At 64.6% G+C, this 18,664-nt stretch carries 18 protein-coding genes and 1 riboswitch; of the genes, 8 read left to right on the plus strand and 10 right to left on the minus strand.

Annotated elements, in window-relative coordinates:
- Positions 1 to 6: 6 nt before the first annotated feature.
- The 3 genes from AC5XE7_RS06540 (at position 7) to AC5XE7_RS06550 (ending at position 1,868) form a co-directional block, all read left to right on the plus strand.
- Complete coding sequence (locus tag AC5XE7_RS06540) at positions 7 to 201, plus strand: DUF1192 domain-containing protein (protein WP_280198679.1); 195 nt, start codon at positions 7 to 9, stop codon at positions 199 to 201.
- 123 nt (positions 202 to 324) lie between these two features.
- On the plus strand, positions 325 to 1,572 hold the full coding sequence (locus tag AC5XE7_RS06545) for an MFS transporter (RefSeq protein WP_495365346.1): 1,248 nt from the start codon (positions 325 to 327) through the stop codon (positions 1,570 to 1,572).
- A gap of 32 nt (positions 1,573 to 1,604) precedes the next feature.
- Positions 1,605 to 1,868 (plus strand): ArsR/SmtB family transcription factor, encoded by a 264-nt coding sequence (locus AC5XE7_RS06550; RefSeq protein ID WP_183825215.1) that lies wholly within the window; start codon positions 1,605 to 1,607, stop codon positions 1,866 to 1,868.
- Between the two features lie 119 nt (positions 1,869 to 1,987).
- Here the strand turns inward: AC5XE7_RS06550 and rpmF are convergent, their stop codons facing one another.
- On the minus strand, positions 1,988 to 2,170 hold the full coding sequence (gene rpmF, locus AC5XE7_RS06555; RefSeq protein ID WP_183825218.1) for a 50S ribosomal protein L32: 183 nt from the start codon (positions 2,168 to 2,170) through the stop codon (positions 1,988 to 1,990).
- A 134-nt stretch (positions 2,171 to 2,304) separates the two neighbouring features.
- Positions 2,305 to 3,078: a monofunctional biosynthetic peptidoglycan transglycosylase gene (gene mtgA / locus AC5XE7_RS06560; RefSeq protein WP_495365347.1), complete on the minus strand. Its 774-nt coding sequence runs from the start codon at positions 3,076 to 3,078 to the stop codon at positions 2,305 to 2,307.
- A gap of 83 nt (positions 3,079 to 3,161) precedes the next feature.
- On the opposite strand from mtgA, the gene AC5XE7_RS06565 reads away from it, so the two are divergent.
- Positions 3,162 to 4,100, plus strand: a complete 939-nt coding sequence (locus tag AC5XE7_RS06565; protein ID WP_495365531.1) for a polyprenyl synthetase family protein — start codon at positions 3,162 to 3,164, stop codon at positions 4,098 to 4,100.
- A 190-nt stretch (positions 4,101 to 4,290) separates the two neighbouring features.
- Positions 4,291 to 6,606: a response regulator gene (locus AC5XE7_RS06570; protein WP_495365532.1), complete on the plus strand. Its 2,316-nt coding sequence runs from the start codon at positions 4,291 to 4,293 to the stop codon at positions 6,604 to 6,606.
- 17 nt (positions 6,607 to 6,623) lie between these two features.
- Here the strand turns inward: AC5XE7_RS06570 and AC5XE7_RS06575 are convergent, their stop codons facing one another.
- From AC5XE7_RS06575 to AC5XE7_RS06585, 3 genes are all read right to left on the minus strand, one after another.
- Positions 6,624 to 7,475: a lytic transglycosylase domain-containing protein gene (locus AC5XE7_RS06575; RefSeq protein ID WP_495365348.1), complete on the minus strand. Its 852-nt coding sequence runs from the start codon at positions 7,473 to 7,475 to the stop codon at positions 6,624 to 6,626.
- 4 nt (positions 7,476 to 7,479) lie between these two features.
- Positions 7,480 to 8,736: a flavodoxin-dependent (E)-4-hydroxy-3-methylbut-2-enyl-diphosphate synthase gene (gene ispG, locus AC5XE7_RS06580; protein ID WP_183825228.1), complete on the minus strand. Its 1,257-nt coding sequence runs from the start codon at positions 8,734 to 8,736 to the stop codon at positions 7,480 to 7,482.
- Between the two features lie 355 nt (positions 8,737 to 9,091).
- Positions 9,092 to 9,271: a YdcH family protein gene (locus AC5XE7_RS06585; RefSeq protein ID WP_183825231.1), complete on the minus strand. Its 180-nt coding sequence runs from the start codon at positions 9,269 to 9,271 to the stop codon at positions 9,092 to 9,094.
- 248 nt (positions 9,272 to 9,519) lie between these two features.
- On the opposite strand from AC5XE7_RS06585, the gene AC5XE7_RS06590 reads away from it, so the two are divergent.
- Positions 9,520 to 9,723, plus strand: coding sequence for a YdcH family protein (locus AC5XE7_RS06590; RefSeq protein ID WP_183825234.1), 204 nt, complete (start codon positions 9,520 to 9,522; stop codon positions 9,721 to 9,723).
- Positions 9,724 to 9,875: 152 nt separating this feature from the next.
- On the opposite strand, the gene AC5XE7_RS06595 is transcribed toward AC5XE7_RS06590, so the two are convergent.
- The 4 genes from AC5XE7_RS06595 to thiB form a co-directional block, all read right to left on the minus strand.
- Positions 9,876 to 11,264, minus strand: a complete 1,389-nt coding sequence (locus AC5XE7_RS06595; RefSeq protein ID WP_495365349.1) for a M48 family metalloprotease — start codon at positions 11,262 to 11,264, stop codon at positions 9,876 to 9,878.
- Between the two features lie 261 nt (positions 11,265 to 11,525).
- Positions 11,526 to 12,254 carry a thiamine ABC transporter ATP-binding protein gene (gene thiQ, locus AC5XE7_RS06600; protein ID WP_495365350.1) on the minus strand — a complete coding sequence of 243 codons (729 nt, stop codon included), beginning with the start codon at positions 12,252 to 12,254 and terminating at the stop codon, positions 11,526 to 11,528.
- Positions 12,251 to 13,879, minus strand: a complete 1,629-nt coding sequence (gene thiP, locus AC5XE7_RS06605; protein WP_495365351.1) for a thiamine/thiamine pyrophosphate ABC transporter permease — start codon at positions 13,877 to 13,879, stop codon at positions 12,251 to 12,253. The genes thiQ and thiP overlap by 4 nt, the downstream gene beginning before the upstream one ends.
- A gap of 6 nt (positions 13,880 to 13,885) precedes the next feature.
- On the minus strand, positions 13,886 to 14,884 hold the full coding sequence (gene thiB, locus AC5XE7_RS06610) for a thiamine ABC transporter substrate binding subunit (RefSeq protein ID WP_495365352.1): 999 nt from the start codon (positions 14,882 to 14,884) through the stop codon (positions 13,886 to 13,888).
- 42 nt (positions 14,885 to 14,926) lie between these two features.
- Positions 14,927 to 15,042, minus strand: a riboswitch (TPP riboswitch).
- 87 nt (positions 15,043 to 15,129) lie between these two features.
- Here thiB and AC5XE7_RS06615 point away from each other — a divergent pair.
- Positions 15,130 to 15,777, plus strand: coding sequence for a thiamine diphosphokinase (locus AC5XE7_RS06615; RefSeq protein WP_495365353.1), 648 nt, complete (start codon positions 15,130 to 15,132; stop codon positions 15,775 to 15,777).
- 103 nt (positions 15,778 to 15,880) lie between these two features.
- Positions 15,881 to 17,698 (plus strand): ABC-F family ATP-binding cassette domain-containing protein, encoded by a 1,818-nt coding sequence (locus AC5XE7_RS06620; RefSeq protein ID WP_495365354.1) that lies wholly within the window; start codon positions 15,881 to 15,883, stop codon positions 17,696 to 17,698.
- A 5-nt stretch (positions 17,699 to 17,703) separates the two neighbouring features.
- Here the strand turns inward: AC5XE7_RS06620 and AC5XE7_RS06625 are convergent, their stop codons facing one another.
- Complete coding sequence (locus tag AC5XE7_RS06625; RefSeq protein ID WP_495365355.1) at positions 17,704 to 18,657, minus strand: DMT family transporter; 954 nt, start codon at positions 18,655 to 18,657, stop codon at positions 17,704 to 17,706.
- Positions 18,658 to 18,664 lie beyond the last annotated feature (7 nt).

The raw sequence follows: 18,664 nt of genomic DNA on the forward strand, positions 1-18,664 counted from the left end.
ACGACCATGGCGATCTTCGACGACGAACCGGCGAGAAAAAACGCCCCTCATGAAATCGGCCAGGATCTGAGCCGGCTCTCGATTGACGATCTGCGGGCGCGCATCGACATGCTGCGCGGCGAGATCACACGCGTCGAGACAGAGTTGCACAGCAGAGGATCGACACGCTCGGCAGCCGAGGCGCTCTTTCGCCGCAGCTGACAGGCGGCGAAAAGCAGCACATCGCGACGCGGGATGGTCGCCAACCGGGGAGACGGCCACCGAAAAGCCTGAAACAATCTGCCGAGATACCCAGCAGACCTGATTCGACGCCGGACCCGCCAGATGCTTGCAGCCTACAGACCGATCCTGTCCCTCCTGCGTGGCACGGCCTTTCTCCTGGCCGCATCCGGTCTGCATGGTCTTCTTCTGCCCCTGCGCGGTCAGATGGAAGGTTTTTCGACCACCTCGCTCGGCCTGATCGGCACGGCATGGGCGGCCGGCTTCGTGCTTGGCTGCTATTTTGCCCCGCGCATCGTGCGCCGCGCCGGCCATGTGCGCGCCTTCGGGACCTTCGCCGCCTGCGGCGCCATCATCGCCCTGCTCACCGGCCTCGTCATCAACGAGGCAGCTTGGATCACGCTGCGCGCCTTCACCGGCTTCGTCATGGCCGGCGCGTTCATGGTCATCGAGAGCTGGCTGAACGAAAAATCCACCAACGAGAACCGTGGCACCGTCTTCGGCCTCTATATGATGGTCACCTATGCCTCGATCATGGGCGGGCAGATGATCGTCGCCGCGGGCGATGTCGGCTCGGCCTCGCTGTTCATGATCACCGGCATCTTCTTCTGCCTGTCGCTCATTCCCACGGCAGTCTCCACCGCCTCGCACCCGCAGCCTTTGCATGATGTGTCGCTCGACCTGAAGGGGCTTTACGCCAACTCGCCCGTATCGGCGCTGGCCTGTCTTCTGGTCGGCGTGGCCAATGGCGCATGGGGAACGCTCGGCGCCGTCTACGGCGCACGCATCGGCGTTTCCACCGCCGAAATCGCGCTAATGATGAGCCTCGTCGTCATCGCCGGCGCCTTCATGCAGCTTCCAGCCGGCCGCCTCTCCGACCGCACCGACCGCCGTTATGTTCTGGCTGCCGCCTCCCTTGGCGGCACGATCGTGGCCGTGCTGATCTTTCTGGTCCAGCCACGGTCCGGCATTTTCGTGCTGATCATGACCGCCGCCTACGGCGCCTTCGCCTACACGCTCTATTCGATTGCGGTCGCCCACGCCAACGACCACGCAAAGGCCGAGGAATTCGTCAAGGTATCCGGCGGGCTGCTGATTCTCTACGGCTTCGGCACCATGATCGGCCCCATGCTAGCGGCGGGCATGATGGAATGGTGGCGACCGGAGGGTCTGTTCCTCACCACCGCGCTCGCCCACCTACTGATCGCGGGCTACACCATGCTGCGGATCAGGCGCCGGGCTCCGGTCCCGATCGAGGATCGTGAGGCTTTCAACACCCTTCCGGTGGAGCGGTCGATTACGCCGCAGTCCCTGACCCTCGATCCCCGCACAAAAAATGAAACCGACGGTTGAGAATTAAGCAAGTTTGACGCACTACTAGTATCATGATGCTTGCAGATGCATTCATGGCAATTGCCGATCCGAACCGGCGCTATATTCTGGAGGAACTCCGGCGTGGCCCGAAAACCGTTACTGAACTTGCATCGGGGCTTCCCGTCTCGCGGCCAGCCGTTTCCCAGCATCTGAAGGTGCTTCTGGACGCCGGGCTGGTCAGCGCGCAGGCGGAAGGAACCCGTCGCGTCTACAGTGTCAGCAACAATGGCTTCGTCAGCCTGAACCTGTGGCTTGACCAGTTCTGGGCCGTTTGAGGCCTGGACCCGTTTCCCCGCGCGGTAGTGGCGGGTTGCGCACGCGGTGGTGACAGGTTGCAGAAACGAAAAGACCGCCCGGAGGCGGTCTCTTCAAAGCTCCTGCCGATCCTGAAGGATCAGCCTTCCTTCGGCGTCAGAACCTGACGACCGCGATACATGCCGGTCTTCAGGTCGACGTGATGCGGACGACGCATCTCGCCGGAGTTCTTGTCCTCGACATAGGTCGGCGCCTTGATCGCGTCGGCCGAACGGCGCATGCCGCGCTTGGACGGGGAGGTTTTTCGCTTCGGTACGGCCATGGATATGCTCCGCTCATGTTCGACAGCCCGCTTCGCCCTTGATGAAGGGCCGCCTGCAGGGCCAAATTCCAGATGAAAGTGGCGTGCCTATACACGTCCTGCAGCCTTTTGGCCAGCGGGGGGAGCTAAGTTTTTTAGCTGCGCGCCGATTTGAGGCAGCCGACATAGCTGCCCGAGCGGGCCGCGCGCCGCTCTATCAGGTTGGCGAGCCGGCGCAATCCGGGACCAGGCTTTGCCGGATTGCGGGCCTCGGGATTGGGCAGCGTCACGGCCAGAAGCGCCGCCTGCCGGCGCGTCAGCTTGGAGGCGGACACGCCGAAATGGTGCTGCGCAGCCGCCTCGATGCCATAGATGCCCGGCCCCCATTCGGCGATATTGAGATAGATTTCCATGATGCGCCGTTTCGACATCACCAGATCGACATAGACCGCAAGCGGCAGTTCGACGCCCTTGCGCAGCGTGGTGAGCGGCCTGTGCCACAGATAGAGGTTCTTCACCGTCTGCATGGTGATCGTCGAAGCGCCCCGCGCGCCGCCGCCGGACATCGCATCGGTGACAACCGCACGCAATTCGCCCAGATCCACCCCATGATGCGAGCAGAACTGCCCGTCTTCGGACATGATCACAGAATGGGCGAGCACAGGCGCGATGTCGTCCAGCGGCACCCAGCGGCGGTCGTAGCCGGAAAACGTGGCGAGGTCCTTCAGCATCAGCGTGGAAACCGGATGTACGAAGGACGGCAGGTAAAGCAGGGTCAGCACCACCGGAACCAGTGCGGTGATCACCGCAAGCCGCACGAACGAGCGAATCCATCCCCGACGATCGCCTCTCGCCCGGGATCGGGAAGCCGTGCTCCGTTGCCGATGGACCAGCCCCTCGGTCTCCTGCTCTATGATCGGTTCCGACACCCGGCCGCTCCCGCCTTCTCCCTTCCCGCATAAAGGTGGTTGGCTTCTTGCGCAATGTCTGCGCGTCGGCTACCGCTCCCGGCATGGAAAACGATGCCCGAATTCGCTTCGAAACCCTGCTCGATGAACGCGCTCAGGCCGTCGGGACGCTGCTGCGCAGCATTCTCGATCAGAACCCGCTTCCCGGCGAGATCGTGCGCCCGGAACGCCTGATCAATGCCATGCGCCATGGCGCGCTCAACGGCGGCAAGCGCCTGCGGCCATTCCTTGTCATCGAAAGTGCCGCCCTGTTCGGCGCGAAGGCGCGTCAGCCTGAAGCGCTGCGCGTGGCGGCCGCACTCGAATGCGTGCATTGCTATTCGCTGGTTCATGACGATCTGCCGGCGATGGATGACGACGACATGCGCCGGGGGCAGCCGACGGTCCACAAGGCCTTTGACGAGGCGACCGCCATTCTGGCCGGTGACGCGCTGCTGACGCTGGCCTTCGATATCCTCTCCGACGATGCCCATGACCGTGGCCCGGCAGCCGTGCCGCCGGCGGCACGCCTTGCATTGGTGCGCGGCCTTGCCCGCGCCTCGGGCTCCGGCGGCATGGTCGGCGGCCAGATGCTTGATCTTTCCGCCGGGCAGGAAAAACCCGACGAAACCGGTATCATCCGCCTGCAGGCGATGAAGACCGGCGCACTGTTCCGCTATGCCTGCGAGGCAGGCGCCATCGTGGCCGGCGCTGGCGAAGGCGACCGCGAGCGGCTGGCCGAATTCGGCTCCGCCATCGGGCTTGCCTTCCAGCTTGCCGACGATCTGCTCGACCTGACCGCCGACGCCAGCCAGCTTGGCAAGGCGACAGGCAAGGATGCCGCCGCCGGCAAGGCGACGCTTGCCGCGCTGCATGGGCCGGACTGGGCCCGCAGTCAGCTTCACGGCCTTGTCGAACAGGCATCCAGCCTGCTCGAACCCTTTGGCGACAACGCCGCGATCCTCAGGCAGGCAGCCCGTTTCGTGGCCTATCGCGACAGGTGATCCCGCCGGCCCGGCCCGCAACGGAATGTTAATGGTATATGGAGCGTAATCCCGGCCACACGCATGTCGCCCGAAAGTGTGAACCGCTTTCGGGGCAACGACATGCGCAGAACAAGACCTGAAGCGTAAGGCGCGAATTCGAAAGATCGCGACACGCTCTGGAATTGCGTAGATGGGTTGGGGACTGCGCATGCCGGAATATTCGTCGTTCATCCGGTCGGTCCGGATCAGATATCTTTCCGGCCTCACCGTGCTGGCGCTGTCGGTGATCGGCCTCATCGCGGCCCTCAACCATATCAACACCTACCGCAACCGCGTCGACATGCTGAGCACGCTCATTGCCAGCTTCGGCACCAGCCTCGACAATGCGGCGAACTTCGCTGAAAATGCCGCATCCGCATGGCACGTCACGGCGAAGGAAGAATTCACCGGGTCGGCCGGCCTGCATGCCCGCAAGCTGATGCAGGGCATCGAGGAAATCACCGACGATCTGGCTGAACTCACGCCCCGGATGACGCAAAAAACGACCGACGCCCTTGCGGCGGCCTCGGTCAACCGCGATCTCATGTGGTCGGCGCGCGACATGGCCCGCAACCTCGCGCTGATGACGCAGGCAAAAACCCTCGACGACTGGAACCATCGCGACATCCTCAACCAGAACACCTTGTTTGCGCAGCCCCTGCTGATGCGGGCGCGCGTCGCGCTGGACGGCGAGCGCCGGCTGGCCGATGCCCGCTCATCAAACCTGCTCATGTGGGGAACGATCGTCTTCGCGCTGACGCTGGCGGGCGTCACCTTCTGGATCTTCCGGCCGATGGAAAAGGCCATCCGGCGCGCCTTCGCCCGCACGGCGGAATCGCTCAAGCGCGCCGAGGAAGCCGATCGCGCCAAATCCGAGTTCCTGGCCAATATGAGCCATGAGATTCGCACGCCGATGAATGGCGTGCTCGGCATGGCGGAACTGCTGGCCAACACCGACCTGACCCCGCGCCAGAAGACATTTACCGACGTGATCGTGAAATCCGGCCATGCGTTGCTGACCATCATCAACGACATTCTGGACTTCTCCAAGATCAATGCCGGCCAGCTGACGCTGAGCCCCGCGCCCTTCCGGCTGAGCGAAGCCGTGGAGGATGTGGCCACGCTGGTTTCGGCGCGCGTCGCCGAGAAGAACCTCGAACTGATCGTGCGTGTCGATCCCCGCCTGCCGCATTTCATGGTGGGTGATGCCGGTCGCCTGCGCCAGATCATCACCAACCTGCTCGGCAATGCCGTGAAATTCACCGAGAAGGGCCATGTCCTGGTCGATGTCAGCGGCGAGGTTGTGGACGGCATCGCAATGCTGAAGGTCAGCGTCGAGGACACCGGCATCGGCATTCTCGCGGAAAAGCTGGAAAGCGTGTTCGAGAAATTCGCGCAGGTGGACGCCTCCTCGACCCGCCGCCATGAGGGCACCGGCCTCGGCCTCGCCATCGGCGCACGGCTGGTGGAGCTGATGGGCGGCGAGATGGGCGTGAGCAGCGAGCCGGGCCGCGGTTCCATCTTCTGGTTCAGGGTGCCGATGCCTGTCCACGACACCCATGTCGAGGACGAGAACGTCCCCGGAGACGTGACCGGCGCGCGGGTGCTGATCATCGACGACAATCCGGTCAACCGCGACATCTTGCTGGAACAGCTGCGGAGCTGGGGCTTCGATTGCGCGGCTGCCGAAAGTGGTGCCGTCGGCCTCGCCTTCCTCGAACGGGCAAGCCAGCTCGGCGCCTGCGTCGACTGCATCATCCTCGACTACCAGATGCCGGGCATGAACGGTGCAGACGTGGCGCGCGCGCTTGCCGCCGACAGCCGCTTCTCCTCCATACCCGTGGTGCTCCTGACCTCCGTGGATCAGGTGGATTTCGGCCGTCTGGTCATCGATTACGGCATCGCCGCGCACATGACCAAGCCGGCCCGCTCGGTCGTGCTCCTGGGAACCATCATCTCAACCATCCAGAAGGCGCGCATGCAGCCGGGTGCGACACAGTTCGTGCGCGAACCGCCACGGCCTGTACGTTCCGTGCAGAAGATCGAGAAGCCGGTCCTCGTTTCGGTTTCAGGCACTGATGTGGCGGACGGATCGATCGACATCCTGATTGCTGAGGACAATGAGGTGAACCAGCTGGTGTTCAGCCAGATCCTCAATGGGCTCGGCCTCAGCTATCGCATCGCCGGCAACGGCCGCACCGCGATCGACATGCACCGGGCGCTGAACCCGAGGCTGATCCTCATGGATGTCTCGATGCCGGACATGAACGGATATGAGGCAACCCGCGCCATCCGCGCCTCGGAAGCCGCCAGTGGCCGCCGCATCCCGATCATCGGCGTTACGGCACACGCGCTCAAGGGCGACCGCGAGAAATGCCTCGATTGCGGCATGGACGATTACCTGCCCAAGCCCGTATCGCCCGACCGGCTGGCCGCCAAGATCGGTAACTGGCTGGGCGAGACGCTGACTGCCAGAACGGGCTGATCTTCAATCTTCAGTCCTCAGCGGTTGCGCAGCACCACGCAGGAGCCGCCGGAACCGCGCAGCTTCTGGCAGATCGTGTCGGCTTGCGAACGGCTTTCCGCACCGATGCGCACCGCATAGATGCCGCGCCGTCCGCGCGGCGAGCGCACCCGGCTCACCACCGGATCATGCCCTTCGAGCACGCTGGAATGGCGCGCCTGCAAGCGCTGCCACTGCCGGATCACCGCCGCCCGGTTGAAGCCGCCGGCCACCTGCACGCCCCATGGCTGGACCGGCACCGTCGCCATGGCGATGGTCGACGGCGCGGAAACCGGCAGGCGCCGGCAGGCCGGGCCGAAGCCGAGCGTGGCATGCAGCGGCTGCACCTTGCCGGCATAGGTCCTGTCCGAAAACACATCGGCCGGCTCGCCCATGATGTCGAGCACGTAGTTTTCCGTCTCCAGCGGCAGGAAACCGCCGGAGGAGAGCCATCGCGCCACCCGGTTCTCGCCGGCATTGTAGGCAGCGGCGGCCAGTCCCAGATTGCCGAAATTCCGCTTCAGTTCGCCCAGATAGGCGGCCGAGGCCGGAATTGCCTGCTCGATGTCGAAGGGTGCGGCCAGCCCTCGCATTTTCGCGGTGCCCGGCATGAACTGGGCGATGCCTTCCGCGCCCACCGGGCTCACCGCATTGGGATCGAAGCGGCTTTCCTTCCAGATCAGCCGCGCGAAGAAATCACGCGGCAGCCCGGCGCGATCCGAATGAAATTCGATGAGGTCACATACCCGGTCGATCAGCCGCTCCCGCGCCGGCTTCGGCGGATCGGCACAGGCGGCAGTTGCGGCACAGGCGCCGATCAGGACAGCGATCAGCGGCGCGGCCAGACGCATGGCGTCACTCGGCGGCTCTGGCCGTGATCCCCATGCCGAAACGGTTTTCGATATATTCGGAAACCATCTTCTCGAAATCGGCGGCGATGTTGGGTCCGCGCAGCGTCGCTGCCTTCTGGCCGTCGATGAACACCGGTGCGGAGGGCGTCTCCCCGGTGCCGGGCAGGGATATGCCGATATCGGCATGCTTGGATTCGCCCGGTCCGTTGACGATGCAGCCCATGACGGCCACCTTGAGCTGTTCCACGCCCGGATATTTCGTGCGCCACACGGGCATGTTGCGGCGAATGTCCGCCTGGATGTTCTGCGCCAGTTCCTGAAACACGGTCGAGGTCGTGCGTCCGCAGCCCGGACAGGCGGCGACGATCGGCACGAACTGGCGAAAGCCCATGGTCTGGAGCAGTTCCTGCGACACCTGCACCTCGCGCGTGCGGTCGCCGCCGGGCTCAGGCGTCAGCGAGATGCGGATGGTGTCGCCGATGCCCTGCTGGAGCAGGATGCCCATCGACGCCGAGGAGGCGACAATGCCTTTCGACCCCATGCCGGCTTCGGTGAGGCCAAGATGCAGCGCATGGTCGCAGCGCCGCGCCAGCTCGGCATAGACGGCGATCAGGTCCTGCACGCCGCTGACCTTGGCCGAAAGGATGATGCGGTTGCGGCCAAGGCCGATTTCTTCCGCCATATGCGCCGACAGGATCGCCGACTGCACGATCGCCTCGCGCGTCACCTGCTGCGCGGTCATCGGGAAGCCGTTGGCCTGGTTCTCGTCCATCAGCCGCGTCAGCAGTTCCTGATCGAGCGATCCCCAGTTGACGCCGATGCGCACCGGCTTGTCGTAGCGGATCGCCATTTCCACGATATCGGCGAACTGCTTGTCCTTCTTGTCCTTGAAGCCGACATTGCCGGGATTGATGCGGTACTTGGCCAGCGCTTCGGCGCAGGCGGGATGGTCGGCCAGAAGCTTATGGCCGATGTAGTGGAAGTCACCGACCAGCGGCACGTTGATGCCGAGCCGCGCCAGCCTGTCGCGAATCTTCGGCACCGCCGCAGCGCTCTCGTCGCGGTCGACCGTGATGCGCACCAGTTCGGAACCGGCCCGATGCAGGGCGGCCACCTGCGCGACCGTGCCGTCGATGTCGGCCGTGTCGGTATTGGTCATCGACTGCACCACGACAGGCGCATCGCCGCCGACCATGACGCCGCCGACATCGACGCCGACCGAGGCGCGGCGCGGGAACGGAGAGGAAAAATACCCGGTCATACCGGCTGCCTCTGACATTATTCCATGGATTTGTCCGCATCCCGCGGGACGCGTCGCAAACCCTGCTGCAACACATTCTGCATACCGGTCCGGGATAGAGCGACCGGCAGAACAGGCACCGGCACGCGCAGACCAGGCACGCGAAACTCTGCCATGAGGTGGAGGACGCAACCGATCTTGTCAATGCCGCCAATGCACACGGCTGCCATGTGATGGAAAATCACATCAGGCGCGGGCGCCCGCAGACATCGTCGGGATGCGGCTGGCTGTCGATCCGGCAAAACAGCTGCCCAGCCAGCGGCCTGACGCCGCCGACCGGGCCTGCCTTGTTTCCGGCTGTCAGGCCGGCGGAAATTCAGTGAGAGGTTGGTTGGGACTTGAGTTTCTCAATCTCGTCCTTGAGGGCCAGCTTGCGTCGCTTCAGGTTGGCGATTTCGAGAGCATCGATGGATGGATGCAGCATCGCCGCATTGATCTGCCGCTCGATATCGCTGTGCTTCCTGCTGAGTTCGTCAAGATGGGATGCAAGAGACATGATTGGTTCTCCCTTTCATGGTTTCCTCGATTGCGGCCGCCACCGATGTTGCCAGTCCACATTTGTGACGGCTGCATGACACTGTGCCATCAACGGCGGCGGTTGTCGAACGCATAAGGGTTGCATTCCACCCTTGGCCAAAATGTGGTAGTGATTTGCCAGCGAGCGGTTTTTTCGAGCCTCTCCCCCTCCTAATCGGATACCCGTTGCAGCATGCGGCGGGCGTCGAATTTTATATATGGTAGGTAATGTCCGAGCAGGAACAGGCCGAGATTCGACTCGAATTTGCGCGTTTGAAGCAGGACCATGCCGATTTCGACGCCGCGATAAACGCCATGATCGCCACGGGCTGTGATCCGTTGCAGATTCAGCGCATGAAGAAGAAAAAGCTGGCGCTGAAAGACAGGCTGCGCACGCTCGAAGATCGCATCATTCCCGATATCATCGCCTGAGGCAGACGGCATCGCTGACGCGCCTGGAGCATTTTGCAGCCGGATGGAAACATCTGGCCTCGCATAAATGCGGCCAAAACAAAGAGACAGAGCATTTCTGCCATTCAGAGAAAAGCAGAAATGCTTCAGGCAGAAGAATGCCGTGTCGGCATTTACCTGTCGGTAACGATCTTGACCTTGTCTCCGGCTGAAAGCGTCGCGCCCGGAGCCAGCGCATTCAGCACCCGAAACAGGTCGAGCTTACGATCGACGCCCACCATCTGCGCCGCCAGCATACCCATGGTCTGGCCGGGCCTGACGGTCACAACCCGGATGCGAAGCGGCTTGAGGGCATCCTTCTCCGCCTGCGTAAGAACACGGAAGGAACCGCCGACCACCCTGGCCACGCTGTCGAGCGACGTGCTGGCTGCGGGTGCCGCCGTCAAAAGCCGGTAGACCTGACTGCCGGCCCGGATCACGGTGACGTCGAACTGCCAGCCTTCGGCCCGCGCCCGCGCGGTTGCCGCCGGGCTACCGTTGATGGTCGTTTCACGCACACTGTCCGTTTCGAGGCCCGCCACCCAGCCGCTGCGGATATAGTCGGCCAGCGACCGGTTCGGATCGAGCGAGACGCCGTCGAAGCGCACCGCCATGTCGCCCGGACCCGTAGCTGTCACGGCGGCGGCCGAATTGTCGATCATGAAGCCATCCGGCACCGAGAAGGAGATGCCGAGCTTCGGATGCAGGAAATTGTTGCCGCGCACATAGCCTTCATCGGGCGTGTCGCCATAGAGCAGGCCGTCTATGCCGGCCAGATAGCTGTCGCGATCGCGCGTGCCGGTGCCCGGCTGGCCGAACTGGCGCGCGTGGCGCAGGGCCAGTTCGATGCGCTGCGGCGTGTTCGGATGTGTCGCGAGGAAATCAAGGCTGGCGTCCGTCGCCCCGCTGACGGAACGGAAATCCGTATAGGCCGACATGGATTGCAGGAAGCGGCTCGCCGCATAAGGGTCGTAACCCGCCTCGCCCACCGACCGGATGCCGATGACGTCGGCTTCCAGTTCCTGATTGCGCGAGAACTGGGCGAGCCTCAGCTTGCCGCGGATGAGGGCCGCCTTGGCGGTCGGGCTGTCGCCGAGAACATCGGAGACGACCTTGGTGGCCAGTCCTTCTTCCGCTTCCAGCCGCTGCCGCTGCAACCCGTGATTGGCGGTGACGTGGCCCATCTCATGCGCCACCACAGCCGCCAGTTCCGACGAATCATTGGCGAGCGCCAAAAGGCCGCGCGTGATGTAGAGATAGCCGCCCGGCAGCGCGAAGGCGTTGACGTTGGGCGAATTGAGAATGGTGATGCGGTAGTTCTGGGTCGGATTCGCCGAAACCGTGGTCAGGCTGCCGATGACCTTGGCCACCATGCGCTCCAGCTTGGGATCGGAATATTCGCCGCCATAGGTTGCCAGAATTCTGGGATGCTGGGCGCGCGCCAATTCCGCCAGCTTGTTGTTGGCGGTGACGTTGTCCACCGTCACGGGCTTCGCGGATGGCCGGAACGCCGATTCCTGCATGTCCGGTGGCACGATGGCCTGACATGAAGCCAGCGCCAGAGCGACGCCCGCGAGCAGGAAAGCTCGGGCCGGGAACTGCTTGCGTTCGGGCTTGACGACGGACGACAGTTGAACTTCCTTTCCACGGCTGTGGCGCCGGCCGCACCCGCCCGGACCTGATCAGGCACCAAACGGCCACGATTCGGCCAGTCCTGCCATATTCCCTAATGTCGCATTGATGGCAAATTATGTCCGCATGCGGGCAAACCTGCGCGCCAACCCTCAGGAAAGCCCGATATAGCGCCGGAACGCCTCCGGTCCAGCCTCGCCGAAGAAGTCGCCAATCGGGCCGCTCGCCACGGGGTTGCCGGCTTCGATGAAGGTCATGTCGTGCGAAATGCGTCGCGCATCCTCGGGCTGATGGGTCACGAACAGAACCGTCATGTTGCGCTCGGCCTGCAAACCGGCCACCAGATCCAGCATGTCCTCGCGCAGGGCCGGCCCCAGCGAAGCGAAGGGTTCGTCGAGCAGCAGCACCGGTCGCTCGCGCACCAGAACCCGCGCCAGCGCCACCCTCTGCCGCTCGCCGCCAGACAGTTCGCGCGGCAGCCGTCGCCCCTTGCCGGAAAGCCCGGTGCGCTCCAGCGCCTGCGCCACAGCCGCGCGGTCGGCATCGGTGAGGCGCAGCGACGGCGAGCGACCGAGCCCGACATTCTGCTCCACCGAAAGATGCGCGAACAGATTGTTTTCCTGAAACACCATGGAGACGGGTCGGGCCGACGGCGGATCCCCGGTCACGTCGCGTGCGCCGATCAGCACCCGGCCGCTCTGCGGCATCTCGAAACCGGCCACCAGGTTGAGAAGGGTGGATTTGCCCGATCCGCTCGGCCCCATGACCGCGGTGATGGAGCCCCGCCGGAACGTCACATCGAAGGCGAACGCGGTGTCGCCATAGCTGAACGCCACCTTGTCCAGACGGACCTCCACGCCGGATGCAGCCGGTTGGATCATGGCTTCGTCTCCCTTGCCAGCCGGGCGGACAGGAACATCAGGGCAAGGCAGGCGAGCCCGAGAAGCAGCGCCAGCCCCGCCGCGTCCGCCGTGCGGTAGCTGCCCATGCGCGCCAGAAGAAGATAGGGCAGCGTCTGCACCGCATCGGAGCCGAACAGCGCGATGACGCCGAGATCTCCCAGCGACAACGCCATGGCGAAGGCGGCGGCGGTGGCCAGCGGCCGGCGCAGCGAAGGCCAGTCGATCAGCCGGAACCGCGTCCAGCCGCCGATGCCGAGCTGTGCGCACAGCCGCTCGTGACGGGCGCTGGCCGCATCATAGGCCGGGCGCAAAGCCCTCAGCGCAAAGGGCATCGCCATCACCGCATTGACGGTGACGACCAGCACGGGCGCGAAAGCGAACACATCGGCCACATGGCGCAGCAAGATGAACCAGCCCGCCCCGACGACGATGGGCGGCACCACCAGAACGAAACCCGCTCCAGTATCGGTGAGATATTCGAGCAAGGGCCGGCGCGCGCCGGCGCGGCGCAGGGCAAGCGCCTGCCTCGCCATCACCAGCGCCATGGAAAGGGCTGCCGCCAGCAACGCCGATAACAGCGCCAGGACGAGACTGGTCAGCGCGGCACGCTGCACCGCCGCTTCCATGACAAGACGGCCAAGCTCGGCCTGCAGCCCCGCCGCCACGGTGGCCGCCATCGGTCCGGCGACGAACAGAAGGGCGAGCACGATCAACGCACCGTTCAGCGCCGTCTCTCCGCCGCTCACCGAAACGAAACGCCGTGGCGCCACCGAGAGGCTCGCCTCGGCCACGGTGCCGGCCCCGAAACGGCTGAGAACGAAGACGATGGCAAGCGTCAGCCCGATCTGCAAAGCGGTCAGCGCAACGGCGCGCGCGGGATCGAAGTCGAAGCGCAGCGCCTGATAGATCGCCACTTCCAGCGTCGTGGCGCGCGGCCCGCCGCCGAGCGTCAGCACGATGGTGAAGGAGGTCACGCACAGCATGAACACCAGCCCGGCGACACCCGGCAGCGCCTGCCGCAACACCGGCCATTCGATCAGCCGGAATGCGGGGCGCGCGCCCATTCCAAGCTGGCTGGCCAGCCGCCACTGGTCCGCTGGCACGGTCTGCAAGGCCTCGACGAACAGGCGCGTGGCCAGCGGCAGATTGAAGAACACATGCGCCACGAGAATACCGGAAAGCCCGTAGATGCCCGGCCATGTTTCGCCACCCAGCATCGAAAGAAAGCCGGCGAAATAACCGGCCCGGCCATAGAGCGCCAGCACGCCGAGGGCGGCCACCAGAGCCGGCAGCGCCAGCGGCACGGCGAAAAGCTGAAGGATCAGCCCGCGCCCCGGAAAATCCGGATGGCGCACCAGAGCCCGCGCCACGAACAGCGCCGGCACAACCGACAAAAGCGTCGACAGCAGCGCCTGCCACAGCGTGAATCGGGCCACCCTGAACAGGTAGGGATCGAAAGCGGCAATCGCGCCGGAAAGATCGCGCGCGCCCTCGACGATCAGCCCGGCGAAGGCGCCGCCGATTAGCAGCGAGATCGCCGCCAGCGCCATGATGCCGGCGGCGACGCGCGGATCCCTGTATGCAGAGGCGACGCGATCGGCCAAGTTTTCTTACCTGCCCATCACGGACAGCCACTCGTCCACCCATACCTTGCGGTTGTCGGCGACCTCCTGCGGGCTGAATTGCAGGGCCTTTGCCGGGTTCACGAGCTTGTCGAAGGCAGGATCGAGCGGCTTGTCGGTCTTCGCCGCCGGATACATCCACTGCGTTTCCGGCACCGCGTCCTGAAAACCCGGACCGGTCATGAAGGCGAGGAACTTTTCGGCCAGCGGGTTCTTCGCTCCGGTAACGGTGATGCCGGCCACCTCGACCTGGAGATAATGCCCTTCGGCGAAGGCGGCGGCCTGATAACGGTCGCTCTTGTCGGCGATCATGTGATAGGCGGGCGACGTCGTGTAAGAGAGCACCATCGGCGCCTCGCCTTTGGTGAACAGCCCGTAGGCCTCGCTCCAGCCCGGCGTGACCGTCAGCACGCGGCCCTTCAGCTTCTCCCATGCTGCACCAGCCTCGTCACCATAGACCGAGCGCACCCACAGAAGCAGGCCAAGGCCCGGCGTCGAAGTGCGCGGATCCTGAATGACAATTTTCTGCGACGCATCTCCCTCTACCAGTTCCTTGAGGCTGGCCGGCGGGTTGGGCAGCTTTTCCGTATCATAGACCACGGCGAAATAGCCGTAGTCATAGGGCACGAACATGTCATCGTCCCAGCCGCCCGGAACGTTGACCTGCGGCGTCGCGCCATTGGCGACAAACAGGCCTGTGCCCCGCGCCTCTGCGGTGAGATTTGTGTCGAGGCCGAGCACGATGTCGGCCTTGGTCGACGCGCCTTCGAGCTTCACCCGGTTGAGCAGGGCGACCCCATCGGCCACCGAGACGAAATCGACCTCGCAGCCGCATTCGGCCTCGAAATTGGTCTTCACCTGCGGGCCGGGGCCCCATTCGGCAGTGAAGCTGTCATAGGTGTAGATGGTGAGCCTGCCTTCCGCCGAAGCGGGCGCGGCGGCCAGCAGGGCTGCGGCTGACAGAAAGGATAAGAGCATCGTGCGCATCGGCGCCTCCTTGGTTGCGTTTCAGGGGGTCGAGGCGCCGGATCTCCGACAGCTTCTAATCCCTCCGCCGGTACAAACCGGATCAGGTTCAGCGGGTTGGCGTGGTCTCGCCTCTCAGCCGGGCCGCAATGACGCGTCCGGCACCCCGTTAGAGCATCTTCAGAAATAGGCCCGCATGCGGCGGGAAGCAAGAGCGATGCCCCGCTCTTCCGTTCCTCCGGCGGGACTGCTAATGCCCTGATCCCATGAGCCGATACACCATCCTTCTCGGCGGCGAGCTTGTCCGCACACCCGCCCTCGACCGCCAGATCGCCGGCACGCGCGTCATCGCCGCAGATTCCGGCATCCGCCACGCCGAGGCGCTCGGCATCGTTCCCGAACTGTGGGTGGGCGATTTCGATTCCGCGCCGCCGGACCTGCCGGAGCATCTGGCATCAGTGCCGACGCGGAAATTCCCTGCCGACAAGGACAGAACCGACGGCGAACTGGCAGTGGACATCGCCCTTGAACAGGGCGCCACCGCGCTGGTACTGGCCGGTGCTTTCGGCGGCGCGCGCGCCGACCACGCGTTCCTGCACCTTGCGCTGGCGCTGCGGCTGGCAGAGGCGGGAACCGAGGTGTTGCTGACCAGCGGCACGCAGGAAGGCCGCCCGCTTCCCCATGGCAGCACCACAATCTTCGATTATGCGGACGGAACGCTGTTCTCGATCCTCGGCTTTTCGGATCTGACAGGCCTGACGGTTGAGGGCGCGAAATGGCCGCTTGAAGCCGTGCGCGTCCCCTTCGGTTCGTCGCTGACGATGTCGAACGAGGTGCGCGGCCGGCTCGGCGTCGGACTTGAACAGGGCCGCGCCCTGCTCGTCGCCCACCCACCGCTGCAACAGGCATTTTGACTGATGCCGTTTCGTTTCTCCGGCTACCTGTTTAGCCGCATTCCTGCGACGCCAGACGATGCAGTCTGGCTGCAAAATGCTCCAACCCCAAAAGAGGGCTGACATGGCTCCCCCGCTTCTCAATCTCGCCGGCATCCGCCTGACCTTCGGCGGCACGCCGCTGCTCGACGGCGCCGACCTCACCGTCGGCCCCGGCGACCGCATCGCGCTGGTCGGGCGCAACGGTTCGGGCAAGTCGACGCTGCTGAAGATCGCGGCCGGTCTGGCCGAGGCGCAGGACGGCGAGGTGTTCCGCCAGCCCACAGCCACCATCCGCTATCTGGCGCAGGCGCCAGACATGGACGGCTTCGCCACCGTGCGCGCCTATGTCGAGGCGGGTCTCGGCCCCGCCGACGATCCCTACCGCGCCACTTATCTGCTTGAACATCTGGGCCTCACCGGCGATGAAAAACCGGGCGAGCTTTCCGGCGGCGAGGCGCGCCGCGCCGCCCTGGCCCGCGTCATGGCCCCCGAGCCCGACATTCTGCTGCTCGACGAGCCGACCAACCATCTCGACCTCAATGTCATCGAATGGCTGGAGGAAGAACTGATCCGCTCCTCCTCGGCGCTGGTCATCATCTCGCACGACCGCCGCTTTCTCGAGCGCGTGTCGCGCGCCACCGTCTGGCTGGATCGCGGCCAGACAAGGCGACTCGACCGGGGCTTTGCCCATTTCGAGGAATGGCGCGACCAGATCCTCGAAGAGGAAGAGCGCGACCAGCACAAGCTTGGCCGCCAGATCGCGCGCGAGGAACACTGGCTGCGCTATGGCGTCACCGCCCGGCGCAAGCGCAATGTGCGCCGCCTCGGCGAATTGCAGACCCTGCGCCAGCGCCACCGCACCTATCGCGGCGCGGAAGGCGCTGCCACCATGGTGGCAAGCGACGCGGCGGAATCCGGCAAGCTGGTGATTGAGGCGAAGTCGATCTCCAAGAGCTTTGGCGAGCTCACCGTCGTCAGCGATTTCTCCACCCGCATCCAGCGCGGCGACCGCATCGGCCTCGTCGGCCCCAATGGTGCCGGCAAGACCACGCTCTTGAAGATGCTGACCGGCGAGCTGAAGCCGGATTCAGGCAGCGTGCGCCTCGGCGTCAATCTGGAGATCGCAACCCTCGACCAGAAGCGCGAGGCCGCCGACCCGAACGAGACGCTGGCCCACTATCTCACCGACGGGCGCGGAGAGAGCCTGATTGTCAATGGCGAGCAGCGCCATGTCGTCTCCTACATGAAGGATTTCCTGTTCAAGCCCGAACAGGCGCGCACGCCGGTGCGCGAGCTTTCGGGCGGCGAACGCGCCCGCCTGCTTCTGGCGCGCGTGCTGTCGCGTCCGGCCAATCTTCTGGTGCTGGACGAGCCGACCAACGACCTCGACATGGAGACGCTGGAATTGTTGCAGGAGCTCGTCGCCGGCTTTGCCGGCACGGTCATCCTCGTCAGCCATGACCGCGATTTCCTCGACCGCACCGTCACCAGCGTGATCGTCCCCGAAGGGAACGGACGCTGGATCGAATATGCCGGCGGCTATTCCGACATGCTCTCGCAGCGCGGAACCTCGAAGCTCGACGACCGCAAGCTGCGCGCGCGCACCTCAGGCGATGACGACAAGCCCGCCGCCAGATCGCAGGAGACTGCGAAGGCTGCCTCAAAAAAACTGTCCTTCAAGCAGAAGTTCGCGCTCGAAAACCTGCCGAAGAAAATCGAGGCGGCGACCGACACGATCAACCGGCTTGAAGACCAGATCGCCGATCCGGGCTTCTACGACCGCGACCCGACAGGTTTCCAGAAAACCATCGCCGCCCTCGACAAGGAGCGCGCGGCACTCGCCGCCTTCGAGGAGGAGTGGCTGGAACTGGAAATGCTGCGCGAAGAGCTGGAAGGGTAAAGCGCTCAGGCCCCGTCCGCGGGCGGCGGCATTCGCCATCCGGTCAGCGCGCGCCAAAGCCTTCCGTCGATCGCGGCAAGGCCGAGGCCGATCAGCGCCATGCCGGCCAGATGGCGCGGCAGCAGCACTTCATTGAGGAACAGGAAACCCAGCAGAATGGCGCTGACCGGCACGAGGAAAGTGACCAGCGCCAGATTGCTGGCTCCGGCTGATGCCAGCAATCTGAAGAACAGCACATAGGCAAGCGCCGTCGAAAGCACCGCAAGCCCCGCCACGGCGCCGATTGCTGCAATTGACGGCATCGGCAGCGCCCACGGCCTGTCCACCACCAGCATGACCGGCACCAAAAGGATGCTGGCGGTGACCACCTGCCCGGTTGCCGTCACCAGCGGCGCCACGCCCATGGTGCGGAAGCGCCGCCCGTAAATGCTGGCCAGCGCATAGGACACCGTGGCCGACAGACACATCAGCTGCGCCGTGACATGGCTGCCCAGATCCTGCACCGCATCGATGCCGACCATGACGGCAACGCCCAGAAAACCGATGACCACGCCGATGAAACGGTTGCCCGTCATCTTTTCGTCTGCAGTCAGGAAATGTGCGAAGAGCACGGTGAACAGCGGCGTCGCCGCGTTGAGGATGGAGGCGACGCCGGCCGCGATATGCTGCTGGCCGCCGACGATCAGCGAAAAGGGAATGGCGTTGTTGGCAAGGCCGATGACGAAAAAGGCCGGCCATATGCCCCGGCCGGTCGGCAGCTTCTGCCCCGTCGCCCTCAACAGGACAAGCATCAGCACCGCCGCCACCACCACGCGCCCCACCACGACGGTGAACACCGGCAGTTCCCGCACCGCGATGGCATTGAAGAAGAACGACCCGCCCCACAACAGCGACAGGCACAACAAGGTTGCCCATTCCGCCGGGGTCATCGGCCGGTTTGCCGCAACTGGTTTCGTCATGTCTCAC

The sequence above is a fragment of the Aquamicrobium sp. YD-1-mutant5 genome, from assembly GCF_059509755.1.